This window comes from Streptomyces clavuligerus, assembly GCF_005519465.1.
GTDB lineage: Bacteria > Actinomycetota > Actinomycetes > Streptomycetales > Streptomycetaceae > Streptomyces > Streptomyces clavuligerus.
Genome location: NZ_CP027859.1, coordinates 1611304 through 1625747 on the forward strand (window position 1 = coordinate 1611304; position 14444 = coordinate 1625747).

10 protein-coding genes are annotated in these 14444 nt (G+C 73.0%); 5 read left to right on the forward strand and 5 right to left on the reverse strand.

Annotation, left to right across the window (positions count from 1 at the left end):
- Positions 1-347 precede the first annotated feature (347 nt).
- Both CRV15_RS34950 and CRV15_RS34955 read left to right on the forward strand, forming a co-directional pair.
- On the forward strand, positions 348-827 hold the full coding sequence (locus CRV15_RS34950) for a hypothetical protein (RefSeq protein ID WP_230864285.1): 480 nt from the start codon (positions 348-350) through the stop codon (positions 825-827).
- Positions 828-1041: 214 nt separating this feature from the next.
- Positions 1042-2229, forward strand: a complete 1188-nt coding sequence (locus CRV15_RS34955; RefSeq protein ID WP_003963688.1) for a Clp protease N-terminal domain-containing protein — start codon at positions 1042-1044, stop codon at positions 2227-2229.
- A gap of 504 nt (positions 2230-2733) precedes the next feature.
- Here CRV15_RS34955 and CRV15_RS34960 read toward each other — a convergent pair.
- Positions 2734-4308, reverse strand: coding sequence for an alpha/beta fold hydrolase (locus tag CRV15_RS34960; protein WP_003963689.1), 1575 nt, complete (start codon positions 4306-4308; stop codon positions 2734-2736).
- 362 nt (positions 4309-4670) lie between these two features.
- Between CRV15_RS34960 and CRV15_RS34965 the strand changes: the two genes are divergently transcribed.
- Entirely contained in the window at positions 4671-5570 is a 900-nt protein-coding gene (locus tag CRV15_RS34965) for a hypothetical protein (RefSeq protein ID WP_003963690.1), read from the forward strand.
- A gap of 268 nt (positions 5571-5838) precedes the next feature.
- Here the strand turns inward: CRV15_RS34965 and CRV15_RS34970 are convergent, their stop codons facing one another.
- On the reverse strand, positions 5839-6534 hold the full coding sequence (locus CRV15_RS34970; RefSeq protein ID WP_003952629.1) for a hypothetical protein: 696 nt from the start codon (positions 6532-6534) through the stop codon (positions 5839-5841).
- Between the two features lie 402 nt (positions 6535-6936).
- Between CRV15_RS34970 and CRV15_RS34975 the strand changes: the two genes are divergently transcribed.
- The gene (locus tag CRV15_RS34975) at positions 6937-7521 is read left to right on the forward strand and encodes an SMI1/KNR4 family protein (RefSeq protein ID WP_003952631.1); all 585 of its coding nucleotides are present in this window, start codon (positions 6937-6939) and stop codon (positions 7519-7521) included.
- A gap of 149 nt (positions 7522-7670) precedes the next feature.
- On the opposite strand, the gene CRV15_RS34980 is transcribed toward CRV15_RS34975, so the two are convergent.
- Entirely contained in the window at positions 7671-8120 is a 450-nt protein-coding gene (locus tag CRV15_RS34980; protein WP_009999636.1) for a MarR family winged helix-turn-helix transcriptional regulator, read from the reverse strand.
- 83 nt (positions 8121-8203) lie between these two features.
- Here CRV15_RS34980 and CRV15_RS34985 point away from each other — a divergent pair, with 83 nt between their 5' ends.
- Positions 8204-9061, forward strand: coding sequence for an SDR family oxidoreductase (locus CRV15_RS34985; RefSeq protein ID WP_003952633.1), 858 nt, complete (start codon positions 8204-8206; stop codon positions 9059-9061).
- Between the two features lie 99 nt (positions 9062-9160).
- Here the strand turns inward: CRV15_RS34985 and CRV15_RS34990 are convergent, their stop codons facing one another.
- Positions 9161-12745: a CHAT domain-containing protein gene (locus tag CRV15_RS34990; RefSeq protein WP_009999638.1), complete on the reverse strand. Its 3585-nt coding sequence runs from the start codon at positions 12743-12745 to the stop codon at positions 9161-9163.
- 304 nt (positions 12746-13049) lie between these two features.
- The gene (locus tag CRV15_RS34995) at positions 13050-14207 is read right to left on the reverse strand and encodes a S1 family peptidase (RefSeq protein WP_009999640.1); all 1158 of its coding nucleotides are present in this window, start codon (positions 14205-14207) and stop codon (positions 13050-13052) included.
- Between the last annotated feature and the right edge of the window lie 237 nt (positions 14208-14444).

The window sequence follows — 14444 nt, forward strand, 5'->3', positions numbered from 1 at the left end:
GCCGGGCGACTGCCGCGGCGGAGGCTCAACGGAGACCTTGGCAGCGATCCTAACAGGGCCTATGCGTTGAATTCGGGCATTTCCTGGCCTCGGGGTGTGGCGCCCGCCCCGCCGGTCCCTGAAGGCGCGCACGGCCTGTACGGTACCGCCGGAGCGGCCGTCCCGTGCGGGAGCTTCTGGAAGGGAGAGGGAATGGGGGACCACAGTCGTCACCAAGACGAAGAAGGGCAAGGCGTATATCTCGGCCACAACAAGAGCCGTCTGAACAAGCCGTTCAGCCGGTTCCTGGCCGACGGGGGCAAGGGGACCAAGGCAACGATCGTCAGGGGCGGGCCGGGATGGTACTGATGACCCCGGCCCGCCTCTGGACGGCCGCCGCCGTCGCGGTCGTGGGTGCCGGTACCGCGGGCGTCCTCTGGTGGACGGCCGACGGCCCCGCGCCCTACGCCCTCCAGGACACCCCGGCCGTCACGGTGGAGGTCCGGGCAGAGAACTCCCGTTACCCGGACACCCAGGAGACCACCGAGGACGTCAGCGAACTGGTCAAGGTCTACGTCCAGCGCCTCCTCGCGGGCGACGCGGGCGAACTGGCCGGGATCGGCGCGCCGTGGTTCACGGGGCGGGAGACACAGGCCGGTGAGTGGATCAGGAAGTACCAGCGATCGGCCGACGAGCCGGTACGGGCCACCGTGCGGGAGCCCGTCGTGCCCTATCTCGCGCAAGTGGAACTCCGTTTCGACGGAGGCGGTGAACAGGTGGTCGAACTCACCCGCGGGGACGGCACCTGGTGGGTGGTCATGGGGGACGGTGACCCCGTCAAGCCCTGACGGCTCCTGACCCGGCCGCAGTGCTCCTCCCGCTGCGCCATGGGCCCGCCGGCGGCCCATGACCGGAGCAATGTGTTTCGCCCCGTCGCTCAGCGGCGGGGCGAAACCGCTTTCCGGGCGAGCTGGTTGACCACCTGGGCGCCGCACGTGAACAGGCGGGACCGCCCGTACGTATGGGTGTGTGGCCGGTGCGGCCCGGACACAAGGGGCGGGAATGACGGAAACGGTGTTGGCGGCGGACGAGACGGTGCTGGGGGTCGTCGATGTGGCATGGGGGAACATCACCGAGGGGGGAAAGGTCATCGGCACCGAGCACCTCCTCACGGGAATCGCGGAGCTGGCGGAGGAGACCACGGCCGGAAGAGCCCTGTACGCCGCCGGCGCGACCGAGACCGCGCAGCTCGCGGTGGTACGCGAGCGGGAGCGCGGTCACGGCCCCCGGGCCGTCACCGCGGCTGTCGGCTGGCTCAGCGGCGACGGGCGCGACACCGGGGCGGACGTCGCCCAGGTCCTGACCGGCCAGGCGGAGCCCGGCCGTCCGCTGTCCGGCGCCGCCGTACGGGCCTTCACCGCCGCGCGGGAACTCGCCGGGCGGGACGGCGGCGCCGAGTTCACCGCGGGCCATCTGCTGCGGGCCCTGCTCACCGACGGAGCGAACCGGGCGACGGAGACCCTGGCCGGCTGCGGCATCACCCCCGGGCAGGTCCTTGCCCGCCTCGACGCACGCGACTACGAGCCTGCGGAGGACGGCCTCGACCGGGCCCTGTGGCCGACACGCGACGTCCTTCTCGGCCGCCCCGTCCAGGGCGACGTCCCCTTTCTGTGGCGGCAGGTCTTCACCCTCACCCGAGGAGTCAATCTCGCCACCGCCCCGGTCGTCTGGACCGCCTGGGACGCCCGCGAACAGGCCCGCGCGCTGGGCCACAGACGCGGCACCGAGCACATCCTCCTCGCGCTCCTCGCGACCTACGAGGCAGGCCGTGTCCATCCGCACCTGGCGGGTGAGGGAGGCCTCACACCCGAGGAACGCCTGGCGGGCGGGGCCCGGCTGGCGCGGCAGGGCCTCGACCACGCGACCGTGCGGCGCGCCCTGGCACAGGCGCCCGAGCTGGGCAAGGACGACGAACACCTGGACGAGTACCTGAACGACGCGCGGAAGGCCGCGACGACCGGTCCGCTCCTGGACGCGCTCCTGCGGGGCAGGAACCGGGCCGGGCGGCTGCTGGCGTCCCTCGGCTATGTCCCCGACGCCAAGGACAAGAGCGACGACGACGGCGACGACGAGAGCGGTCTGGCCGCCGAGCTGCTCGACGCGCTCGACGCCGGATGGGTCCTGGACATCGCCCCGGTCGGCGGAAAGCAGATCAGAAAGCTGTGGAGGTTCCTGCGCGACTCCGACTGAGAACACGGCCCCGGCCCGGGGCCCGGAAACGATGCGCGCCGTGCGCGCGGACCGTGGCTGTCGCCCCGCCGCCCCGGCCCGGCCCCGCACCGGGGCCGGGCCGGGGGAGCGGGCGCGAGGCGGAGCAGCGCGCCCGCGCTGTCTGATCGCGCCTCAGCCGCCACCCCTGCCCCTGCCCCGCGTGCTCCGCCGGTCGCACGCCTGCCCCGATGTCGCAGGCGTCCCGTACTGTTCCCGGAATTCCGCCGTTCTGGGAGATCACGTGTCCGTTCGCGCCCGGCTCCGTGCCACCGTCCACACCCCCCTGTCCTCCGCGCAGGCCGGTCCGCCGAAGATCGTCGGCCCGCCGGGGCGCAGGCTGCTCGTGCAGCGGGACGACGACGGGGTCGTGGCCCAGCCCCTGGACGACTCCTGTGCCGTACGCCCTGACGCACTCGGCCGAACGTGCCGTGGCCCCCGCCCCGGTCCAGGACACGGGCGGGGGCGGTCGGCCGCTCCGCGGGGTCAGCGGGTCCGGACGAGCGGGGCCGTGCCGGACAGCGGGGCGGTGCGCTGTGTGCCGACGGGCGGGGCGCAGATGGTGTTCTTGGCCGGCAGCCTCCCGCTGACCAGGTATTCGTTGACCTTCTGGTCGGCGCAGGCGACCTTCTCGCCGGCCGCCGGGTAGACGCCGTGGCCCTCACCGCCCGCGACCTGGACCAGGACGGAGCCCTTCAGCGCCCTGTTCAGGCCCCGGGCCGAGGACAGCGGGGTCTGCGAGTCCCACTCGTTCTGCGTGATGAGCGCCTTCACCCTGTTGTCGATCCGCACCTCGGGCTCCCGGCCCCTGTCCCAGTAGGCACAGGGGGTGATGGCGGACCCCAGGTCCCCGTACAGCGGATACGCGACCCTGTCCCGGGCGACGTCCTTGCGGTACGTCTTCGGGTCGCGGGGCCAGGAGCGGGTGTCGTTGCAGACGATCGAGTAGTAGGCGCCGAGCTGGTTGTCGGTGCTCGCTCCGAAGAAGTCCGGCAGGGCCGGTCCCGGCTTGCCGGTCGCCGCCGCCGTCCTCAGCCGGGCCACCACCTTCGACGCCTCCTTCACCGTGGCGAAACGGAAGGCCGTCTTGATCCGTATGCCGTTGCCCCTCAGTTTCTCCCTGCCCATGACGACGGGCTCGCGGTCGGCGTCGGCGACCAGGCCACGGAAGGTCCTGGACACCTTGGCGGGGGTGTCGCCCAGCCGGTACGTGGAGTGGCGGGCGGCGGCCCACACCGTCCAGCGCGCGTAGGCCCGTTCCGCCTCCCCGGCCATGGCCTGGAAGGTGCCCCGCCACATCAGCGCGGGATCGGCGGCGCTGTCCAGGACCATCCGGCCCGCGTTCCCCGGGAACAGTTGGGTGTAGACCGCGCCGAGGTAGGTCCCGTACGAGTAGCCGATGTAGTTGAGCTTGCGGTCCCCCAGCACGGCCCGGACGATGTCCAGGTCCCGTGCGGTATTGGCGGTGGTGATGTGCGGGACGAGAGAGCCGGACTTCTTCCGGCACTTGTCGGCGATCTTCTTCGCGTTTGCCTCGTCCCGGGCGAAGTCGACGCCCGCGTTGGGGTCGCTCTTGCGCTCGGCGGCGGTGGTGCCGCAGGTGACAGGGGTGCTTCTGCCGACGCCCCGCGGGTCGAAGCCGATCAGGTCGTAAAGGGCGGTGACGTGCTCCGGCATCGCGAAGCCGAGAGCGAAAGGCATGCTCAGCCCGGAGCCGCCGGGGCCACCCGGGTTGAGCAGCAGGGAGCCCACCCGCTTCCCCGGGGCGGAGGTCTCGATACGGGACAGCGCGATGTCGATCTTCTTGCCGCCCGGGGCCCGGTAGTCGAGCGGGACCTTGATCGTGGCGCAGGTCTCGGCCGCCACGTCGTCCGGGCACGCCTTCCAGACCGCCTTCTGCCGGGTGTACTGATCCAGCGCGCCCTCGGCCGGGACCATCGGGGCGGGGCCGCTCCGCCCCGCGTACGCCGGTGTCGTCAGGGCCGGTGTGAGCGCCGCCAGCACGCCGACGGCCAGAGCGGGGGCGAGGGCAGACGCGACGCCTCTGCGGCGAGCAGACATGGTCAATCCTTCCGTCCGGGTCCCTCCCGGTCACCGGAGAGCTTCGCCGCACGGACAGACCCGCCGCGTCCCCCGAACGGCGCGGGCACCACCGCCGAAAGACAGGCCCACGCGCTCCGGCCAACAGGCCGAACACCCTTCGGAGGTACCACTTTTGGCGGATCGGCCTCCTTCCGACACCCGGGCGGACGGTGCTGAAACAGGGCAGAAACGGAAGAGAGCGCGAAGCCGTGCGGCCGTGCGGCGTCCTCCTTTCGTCTCGCTCCCCGTCGCTGCGGACCAGCGGCACGCCGCACCAGGGCCCCGCCCTCCCGGCATCCGTATGATCACGGCTGATCGCACGGGAAAACGGGGGGAACGCCATGAAACACACGGAGAACACCACCGGAGATGTCACGGGCCACGGCCGTTGCCCCACGCGCTTCGCGGCGGCCGGAGCATGGGCCCTCGCGCTGCTGCTGACGGGATGCTCCGGAGCCGGCGGGAGCGACAAGGACGAGAGGAACTCGACGTCCCGGCCGAGCGGATCGGCGTCCACGGCCGGTGCGGACGGCGGTGCGGACGCCGGTACGGACGGCGATACGGGCGAGCGCGCGGACAGCGGCACCGACGCGGACGCGGACGCGGACGGCGGCACGGGCGGGGGGACCGGGCCGGTCAAGGCGACCGTGCTCACCGCCGGGCAGGTCGCGGCCGTGCTGCCGCGCGAGGGCGATCTGCCCGGCTGGGGCGGCCCCACGGGCGCACCCCGGGCCGTCGACCTCCGCAAGGAGGATGCGATCCCGGTGAGCTGCGTGCGGCGGAAGGACCCGGTCTGCGCGGGCGCGCTCTTCGCGAGCAGCACCCTGTTCACCCACCGGGAGGCGGGAACGATCACCATCAGCGTGTACGCGTACGACAGCGCCTCGACCGCCACGGCCGCCGCGAGGCCCCTGCTGGACCGCTACGCCGGGGCGAACCTGCTCCCGGGCGGCATCGCCGACAGCCGACTGCCCGGACCGGTCGGCGAGACCTCGTGGGCCAAACGCGGGACGAACAAGCTGCGCTCCCAGGGCTCGGTGGTCGTGAGCAGGGTCGGCACGAACGTACTGATCGTCGAGACCGGCGGACTCGACGCGAAGATCTACACCGGAGCGGAGCTGGTGGCCCTCGGCAAGGTGATCGCCGACCGTTCCCGCCAGGCGCAGAACGGCGGGACGCCGTCCGCGAGGCTCAAGAACGACGCCCTCGGCCTCGACCACCGCAGGCCGGGGACCTCCTGACCGCCGCGGAACCACGCTCCCGGCCCGCTCGCGTCGGCCACCCCGACGCGGGGCCACGGCCGGGTCCGCGTCCGGCTCCACGCCGAACGGCAACGTCGGTCCTCAACGCCCGGTGGGGCCTTGAGGACCGACGCCGCGCCAGGACGATCCGAGCCCGGGACACCGAGCCCGGGGCGCAGAGCCCGGGCCCGGGGCCCGGCCACCGGTCACCCGTTACCGGCTGCCCGTTACCCGCTGCCGAGCGGGGCCGACAGGAGCGATCCCGTTCTCAGTACGCGGCGAACGACGAGGTCCGGTCGTTCCAGCCGTAGTCGCCGAGGCTGCGTACCAGGGTGCGGCTGGGTATCCAGAGCCTGGACCCGCCCCAGTGGATGTGCTCCCAGAGCATCTGCCCACCCGGGGTGTCGGCCACGGCCGATGACGGCCTGTCGTTCCAGTCGGTGCAGAAGGGCCAGAAATAGCACAGGCTGACCTCGGTCAGATCCGGCCACCCGTACCCGGTCGACACCGACAGCGCGCCGTCGCCGTAGTCGATGTTGTCGAAGACGAACGCGTTGTAGCCGGGTGGGGCCGCGTTCGGCGTGCTCCCGCCGCCTGGACCCCTGACCGTCGGCACGGCTTGCCCCGGCTTCAGCGCCCGCGGCTCGGCCAGTGGCCGCGCGGGCCCGTTGTTCGCTCTCACGAAGCGCTCAAAATCCTTGGCCTCGGTGAAGGTGACCAGACGCCCCCGTGGACCCTCGTCCGGAAGCGCCGCCATGTAGAGAGGACGGCCGTTGTACTGGGTGATGCTCCGCGGATCGACCGATCTGCCGTCTATCGTGAGCGGCACGCTCGGCACCTGATGCACGATCGACGGGGTGACGGGAGACGGGGCGGTGCCCGCCACGCTCGGCTGTGTACCGCCGATCACGGCGAACAGCGCGATGGCGCCGACGGCCGAGGCCCGGAATGCTCGAATACGCATATCTGCTCTCCTGGGTGAGAGAGGACGGGAACCGGCTGTCCGGCGGTCCCCCTGACAGATCCCGGCAGCTCCGATGGACCGGGTCGCCACCGCCTGGCTGCGCGCAGAAGAACGGTGCCCGGCTGCCGCCGCTCGACGATCCGCTGGAAACCCCGGATCGATCCGAACCGATACTGACGTTTCTCGCATTCGAGCGTCAATGGACGTTTCCATCGACTTTGAGACACTTATTCGAGTCTCGTCAATGATCGTCGCTTCAGACCCGATTGATGGTGCTGTCGGTGAGTTCGGAACCTGATGCGATCTCACCCTCCGCCCCTGCTGATTCCGCCCGGTGCCGGACAGCCTCGGCCGACCTGCGCGAAGGCCATGCGCCGGCCGGACGGGGAGGTTGTCAGTGCGGTGGGCGAGTATGTCGCCGTGAACACCTTTGAGCACTTGATCGAACGAGTCGCGGCCAAGGCCGCCGAGAGCGAGCGGCTGCACCCCCCGGTCTCCCCGGAGGCCCTGGAGGAGGCCGAGCAGAGGCTCGGCTTCCGTCTGCATCCGCTGCTCGCCGCGCTGTATCTGGAGGTGGGCGACGGCGGGTTCGGCCCGATGGACTCGCTACTGCATCTGATGGGTGGCCCCAATCAGGACGGTGAGGAGGCCGTGGTCGAGGGCTACCTGGCGCGGTTCCCGGCTGCGGACGCGGACAGTCGGTGGTCGTGGCCCAAGGGCGTCCTGCCGGTCCTGGACTGGGGTTGTGCCATGTTCGCGTGCGTCGACTGCCTGAGCGAGGACGGAACGGTCCTCCTCTTCGAGCCGAACGCGATCAGCGGGCAGGACCTGTCCGATGCGTGGTTCGTGGACGCGGGCAGCCTCGCAGCGTGGCTTGAGACCTGGCTGACCGACCGGGGATGGTACGAGGGCGATGCCGTGGACGAAGGCTCCGGTATGACCCGGTGGCCCGAAGCCTCCGCGCGGTTGCGGGCCGTGCTCCCGTGAAGCGACCGCCCGGCCCCTGACCCCGGCCCCTGACCCGGGTCCCGAGGAGCCAGGGTGTGTTCCGGCCGTTCCGCGATCTCCCACGGCGTCCATTCCGCGTCCGGTGAAGGCGGTCAGGAGCGGGGCGTCCTCTGTCTCCTGGCTCGGACCTATTTCTTGAGCTTGGACCAGACCCTCTCCAGGGCTTCGATGTCCGCTTCGTCCAGTCGGTCGTCGAACACCTCGCGCAGGGCCTCCCGGCGGGTGGCGTCGGCCGCGGCGAAGGTCGTGCGGCCCTCGGGGGTGAGGGTGATCCGCACCGAGCGGGCGTCGAGGGGGGAGGGGACGCGGGCGGCCAGTCCCCGGGCCTGGAGCGAGTCGACGACCCGTGAGACCTGGCTGCGGCTGAGGAGGGTCTTGGCCCCCAGGTCGGAAGCGGCGACGGCGTCGTCCTGGGCGTTGAGCCAGAGCATGACCTCGAACCAGGAGAGCGGCAGATCGTGAGCGCGGACAAGCGCCGCGTCGACCCGGCCCGCCAGCGTGGTACCGGCCCAGATGAGGCCGTAGAAGGCGTGGTCGCGGTGGGTGAGGCCGCCCAGGGTGATGTCGTTTCGCGCCATACCGTTCAGGCTACCGGTTTGTGTGCACGCACACATAGAGATAGTGTGTGTGCACGCACGCACCTTCTCGATATGGAGTACCCATGGACACCCAGGGCAACGACATGAAGACCGTTCTGATCACCGGCACCTCGTCCGGCATCGGCCTGGCCACCGCCGTGGCCGCGGCCCGGGCGGGGATGCGGGTCATCGCCACCATGCGCGACACGGGGAAGGCCGGGCCCCTGCGCCACGCCGCCGCCGCGGCCGGGGTCGCCGACCGGGTCGAGGTGCTGCGCCTGGACGTCGTCGACCCCGCGTCCGTCTCGTCCTGCGTGGCGGAGGCCATCGACCGGCACGGGCGGCTGGACGCGGTCGTGAACAACGCCGGTGCGGGCCGGGTGGGCACCATCGAGATCGGCGGGACCGACGAGGTCCGCTCCACCATGGAGGTCAACTTCTTCGGGGTCGTCGAGGTCACCCGCGCCACGCTGCCCCAGCTGCGCGCCTCGCGCGGTCGGCTCATCACGGTCACCAGCGTCGGCGGCGTGGTCGGCCAGCCCTTCAACGAGGCGTACTGCGCGGCCAAGTTCGCGGTGGAGGGCTTCATGGAGTCGCTGGCCCCGGTCGTCGCGACCTTCGGTGTCGACGTCACCGTGGTCGAACCGGGAGCGGTGGCGAGCGAGTTCGTCACCAGCGCGGTCCCCGACCTGCCCGCACTGGTCAACACCGCGGGTCCGTACGCCCCGGCCCTTCAGGCGTACGTCGACCGCACCAGGAAGTCCTTCGGGACGGCCCAGACCGCCGACGAGGCGGCCGCGTCGATCATCGAGGCGCTCACGGCGGAGAAGCCCGCGTTCCGGATACAGACCTCCGACTGGGCCCGCGGATTCGTCGGGACCAAGCTCACCGACCTGGACGGGTCCGCGGTCCAGTCGCTCACCGACGCCTGGGTCCGGTGATCCGGTGATCCGGTGACCGGCGCCGCCGCCGACCCGGACCGTGCCCACCGGCCGACGGGACGCGGCTGAACGGCGTGGGCGGGACGCGCCGACGGGACCTCAGCCGAGATGACGGCCGACGGCCGACGGATTGCCCTGGTGGATGAAGGCCGCCCAGGCGACGACCGCCGTCAGCCGGGCGCCCTGCCGGTCCGTACGGGTCAGCAGCTCGCTCCGCAGACCGGGCACCGGGCGGCGGTCCGGGTCGAGCATCCACCGCTGGGCGGCGCGCAGGGCGTCCGGCGGGGCCAGGGCACCGACCGTCAGATGGTGGTGGAAGACCACCATCAGCGCGGCGGACGCCCCGTCCGACACCTCCCAGCGGGAGCCGACCACATCGGTCGCGCCCCGGGCCAGCAGCGCCGTCGTCGGGGTGAGTGCCTCGTCGTGGTCCCGGCTGCTGAGGTCGGTCTCGCAGGCGCTGAGCACGACGAGCGGCCCGCTCGCCGCTTCTGCCGTCCCGTCCGGAAGAGTCGGCACATCCGGCAGGTCCAGGACCCGGGTGACCGTGAGCCGCCCCTCCGCCGACCCGTCGGGCGCGGCGAGCCGGAGCACGGAGTCGGTGGGGCGGAGCCCGGCCGTGCCGTGGACCACGAGATGCACCAGCGAGGCCGCGGCCTCCGGCGCGCCGGAGGGCCGCCCGGGAAGAAGGGAGAGCACCTCGTCGGGGGTTCCCGGGGCGTCCTCGGGGAGGTCGTCGTACCAGCCGTAGAGCAGGGCGTCCGGATAGTGGGCATCCCGCAGGGCGAGCACCTCGTCCTGCGCCCACTCCAGATCGGCGGTCGGGTCGGCGACGAGGACCACCCGTTCGTCCGGCCGCCGCCGGGCCCGGGCGGTGGCGCGCAGGAACTCCCCGCCGGACGCGGCGTACGAGACGACCGCGCGCTCACAGAGGTAGGCGCGCGGACGGGACGGCGCGGGCACCGTTCCCCGGCCCGGTGCGAGCCGCGCGGCGTGCCAGGGGACCGCGCCGAGGTTGCCGCACACCACCAGGACCAGCCGCACCTCCTCGCCGTCGGCCGGGTCCACGCCGAGCGCGCCGAGCACCGGTTCCATCACCGACGCACCGGCCCAGTCGCAGAGCGCGTCGAGCGCCGCCTCCCAGCGCTCATGGGCCGCGTCCCGGGCGGCGGCCGTGCCCGCCCGCACGGCGGAACGGTGGGCCCCGGCGTCGAGGTACTCCGTCAGGGGCCCCTGCCCGTGCGGTGTCAGCCCGGCGGGCCGCACGGTACGCGGTTCCCCGCTGCGGGGGACGAGGAGCGCGAGCCCCGGATCGGTGTCCGCGCCGGGCACCAGGTAGACCAGCGCGTGCGCGCCCGCCGCCCGTACCCCGTCCCGCAGCTCGGCCGTACCGGGGACGCCGAGCAGCCCGGCGAGCGGGTCACCGGCGCCCCGGTGGCCGTGGCGCAGGGTGTCCAGGGCGCGGCGGCGCAGCTCGCTGGGGATGCCCCGGCCGGGCCGCGCGGCCGTGCGCCACCGTTCCGCCAGCTCCTGTTCGCCGCGTGCGGAGAGCTGTTCGGCGACCCCGGCCGACGCCGCCACGGACCGCAGCACGATGGCCCGGCCGGTCTCCAGCGCCTCGACGACGAGGTCGGCGCGCCCATCGTCGGCGGCCCAGCGGGCCGCGGACAGCCCCTTGCTGGCTCCCGCGCGGGCCGCTTCGAGGCTGTGCTCGGCGCTCAGTTGCAGCAGCACGTCCTCGGCGACGACCCTCAGCGAGTCCCGCGCGGCGGTGACGGCGGCGGCCCGGTCGCCACGGTCCGGATCGCCGCGCAGACGGTACGCGTCGGCGAGGGCCCACAGGACGCGCCGGGCGATTTCCGGTGACACCGTTCCGGCGAGGTCCAGGTCCCCGCGGGCGGTCTCCAGCTCCTCGACGGCTTCGGTGAGGGCGGCGTGGTCGCGGTGGGAGTGGTACAGGTTGGTCAGGGCGTAGCCGATCCCCAGCCGGGTGGCCACCTGCTGATCCGCGGTGAAGGACGGCCTGCCCAGGCTCCGGCGGGCCTGTTCGACGGCCGCGCGGGTCTCGGTGGTGTCGGGCTCGTACCAGGTGGAGAACGATGTCAGGAACGCCCGGAGCGTGTCCAGCAGGGGGCGGGCGAGGGCGGGGACGTCGGGGTGGTCCATGCCCTCGCGCAGATCGGCCAGGGCGGCGCGCAGCGTCGGAAGGGAACTGTCGCGCACGGCCTGTTCCAGCCGTACCAGGCCGGTCTGGAGTGGAAAGGAGTAGTGCCCGGGACCGTCGGTATCGGTTTCCGAGCGGAGGCGCAGCAGTTCCGCGAGCATCGTGTCGAGTTCGTCGGGGTCGCCGGGGCCACCGGGATTGCCGGGGCCGTGCCCCGTCTCTGCCCTGTTCCCCTCCAGCGTCGCGCCGAGTCGGAACAGTGTGTGCATGAACCGGCTGTGTGTCCGCAGCTCCCGCAGGTGCGGGTCGGGGGCATCGAGGGCCGGGGTCCCCGACGCGAGAAACGAGTCGAACAGGTCCCGGGCGTGGTCCCGGTCCGTGAGGTTGCCGCCCATCCGGCCGGCCAGTGTCAGAAGCACCGGCTGGAGGATTCGGGCCAGCGGTTCGAGAGGCTCGGGAGCGGCCCCTTCGCCCATGGCGTCCATCAACCGTGCCGCTTCCGCGAGTTCACGGTAGTCGCCCGTCCCCATGCCGCCGGCCAGCCGGAGCAGCGCGTTCAGGAGTGTTTCCACGGGCTCGCCGTTCCCGCTGCCACCCCGCCCCTCGTCGACCAGGTTCTTCAGCTCCTGCGGGCGCAGCAGCCCCGGAGCGTTCGTGCGCAGCAGGAAGGCGAGGTCCCGAAGCCCGTTCGCGTCGTCGGCCGGCCGGTCGGGAACGCCGCGGTCCGGGTGCGGGTGGTCCAGGTCGCGCACGCTCTTGAGCAGGTCGCCGAAGCCGTCGAAGGGCCCGGTGAGCTGCTCGGGAAAACGCTCCAGGAACCCTTGCAGTACTTCCGTCGCACGGTCGAGATCCCGGTAGGTCCGCACTCCGGCGTACGCGTCGAACAGTTGGGCGTACGACTGGGCGAAGGATGCCTGCCCGGTGGGCAGTTCCGGCAGAAAACCGGTGATCAGCTCGCTCAGCTCGTGGAGATCCCGCAGGTTCTCGGGGTCGCGCCGGGAGAGCAGACGGCCCGCTTCGTGCATGTTCTGAAGACCGTGCAGGCTGCCGTCCGGGGTACCACTGAGCATCACGGGCGGCAGGAGGAGCATCAGCAGATGCGCCCGGGCCGACCGGTCGGCGCCGGTGTCGAGCGCGCCGGAGGCACGGGCGGCGCGCAGGGCGGCGACACCGCGCCGACGGTCGGTTTCGGTGGGACCGGCCAGATAGCGGGTGGCGCACACGCCGCCGAGCCGGGCCCGCAGCAGGGCGAGACCGGGGTCGTCGCCGGGGAGCACGGCGGTCAGCTCGGTCTCCAGCGCGTCCAGTTCGGCGAGTGTGCGATCCAGCAGGGCGGGGTCGACCGTGAGCGGAATCCGGACCGGGCCCGGCCCGGTGGGCAGGGGCGGGCGGTCGGACCGGGTGCCGGGCGGGCGGTCGACCAGGGTCCTGAGTGCGAACGGCAGGGCCTCGGCCGCCGCCCGCCGGGCCCGCTCCCGTCCTGCCGCCGTCCTGTCGTCCCCCGACCGGCTCCGCTCCATGGCCGCTCCCCCTTCGACACGTCATGGGTGTCCCCGGTACCCATGGTGCGACGGCCTGCCGTAACGGGGGAAGCCATGGGCGGTGTCCTGCCGGGAATCGACCGGCAGCCGCCCGGGTCCGGTCCGGGTCCGGTCCGGACCCGGACCGGACCCGGGCGGGGCGCGCCCCGGCGGCCGTCCTCGCGGTGACGGGGCTCCCGGTGCCGGGTGGACCCTGGCGGCGCCGGGACACCGCCGCCCGCTGTCCGCGTGCGGCAGGGCCGGTGCGCGGTGGTCGCCGGGACGGCCCGGGCGCCGGTTGCGGTCAGGCGGTGTGCAGGGTGAGGCCGTAGCGGCCGAGGATCTCGTTCACCGGCTGGAACCAGGTCTGGCCGCCGGTGGAGCAGTTGCCCCAGCCGCCGGAGGTGACGCCCTGGGCCTGGTCGCCGCTGATGAACGAGCCGCCGGAGTCGCCGCCCTGCGCGCAGACGCTGGTCTTCGTCATCTGGTGCACGGCGCCCTGGCTGTAGTTGACCGTCTCGTTCTTGCCGAGGACGGTGCCGCAGTGCCATTTCGTGGTGGAGCCCGAGCGGCAGATCGACGCGCCCACGGGTGCCTCGGCGGAGCCGCGCACCAGCCGGTCGGGGATGGCGCCCCAGCCGAGGACGACGGGTACGGTCCACCAGCCGCTGTGGATGCTCACGTACGCGTAGTCGTTGCCGGGGAACGAGGAGCCCTGGAAGGTGCCCATGGCCGAGCCGTCCCAGCCGCGCACCGCCGCTCCGGCCGGGCCGCAGTGACCGGCGGTGACGAACCCGCCGTGCACGGAGAAGCCGATCGAGCAGCGTACGTTGCCGGTGTAGTACGGGTCGCCGCCGACGGTCCCCGCCGCGTAGGTACGGGGCGCGGTGGCCGCCTCGGCGACGGTGACGGGCCCGTTCGTCCGTGCCTTCGCGACGAAGGCGCGCACGGCGGGGGTGTCCCGCTCGGCCCGTACGACCGTGACGACGACGCTGTTCCTCCTCGGGTCGACGTGCCAGCCGGCCACGCCCTCCGGCGCGGTGAGCGTGTCGAGGCGGGCCTTGGCCCGGTCGAGGGCGGCGGCGCTGTGGCGGACCACGCGGGTGTCGGCGCCGAGCGCCCGCACCCGGTCCTCCTTGGCGGGGTCGGTGAGGGCGACGACGATCCGTTCCGATGCGGGGTCGAACCACGAGCCTCCGTAGCTGCCGCCCGCCGTCCGCCGGGCGGTCTTCTCGACAGCCGTCGCGGCCTTCTCGGCGCGCAGCCGTTCCTCGGCCCGGGCCGGGGTCAGGCCGAGGTCCCGCTGGAGGGCGTCGAGCAGCCCGGCCGAGGCGGCCGGGGCGGAGGCCGAGGCCGGCTCGGGGGGCGGTGCGGCGTTCGCGGTCCCGGTGTGGGTGGCGCCGAGACCGAGTGTCAGTAACAGGGCCGTGAGGGAGGAACCCAGGGGGATGATGCGTTTCACGGAGCCTCCTGGTGGGGGGAGTCGAACGCCGGAGAGCGTTCGCACGGGGCGTGGGCCGTTACGGTAGCGGCATTGACTTGACAGGTCCATACCAAGGTGCGGAGGTGTTCGCCGGCCCCGCGCCGCCGACCCGGCCGGTCGTCGGAGGTCAGGCCGGTACCGAGCCGCCGGAGGGCTCGGACCGGTACCGAGGCCGTACCGCCGGCCGGGCCCGCTCCACGGCCCCGGTCGCGCGGG

Excerpts from the sequence above, each read along its gene's own strand:
- CRV15_RS34950 (WP_230864285.1), top strand. The coding sequence starts at position 348 with ATGACCCCGGCCCGCCTCTGGACGGCCGCCGCCGTCGCGGTCGTGGGT.
- CRV15_RS34955 (WP_003963688.1), top strand. The coding sequence starts at position 1,042 with ATGACGGAAACGGTGTTGGCGGCGGACGAGACGGTGCTGGGGGTCGTC.
- CRV15_RS34960 (WP_003963689.1), bottom strand. The coding sequence starts at position 4,308 with ATGTCTGCTCGCCGCAGAGGCGTCGCGTCTGCCCTCGCCCCCGCTCTG.
- CRV15_RS34965 (WP_003963690.1), top strand. The coding sequence starts at position 4,671 with ATGAAACACACGGAGAACACCACCGGAGATGTCACGGGCCACGGCCGT.
- CRV15_RS34970 (WP_003952629.1), bottom strand. The coding sequence starts at position 6,534 with ATGCGTATTCGAGCATTCCGGGCCTCGGCCGTCGGCGCCATCGCGCTG.
- CRV15_RS34980 (WP_009999636.1), bottom strand. The coding sequence starts at position 8,120 with ATGGCGCGAAACGACATCACCCTGGGCGGCCTCACCCACCGCGACCAC.
- CRV15_RS34985 (WP_003952633.1), top strand. The coding sequence starts at position 8,204 with ATGGACACCCAGGGCAACGACATGAAGACCGTTCTGATCACCGGCACC.
- CRV15_RS34990 (WP_009999638.1), bottom strand. The coding sequence starts at position 12,745 with ATGGAGCGGAGCCGGTCGGGGGACGACAGGACGGCGGCAGGACGGGAG.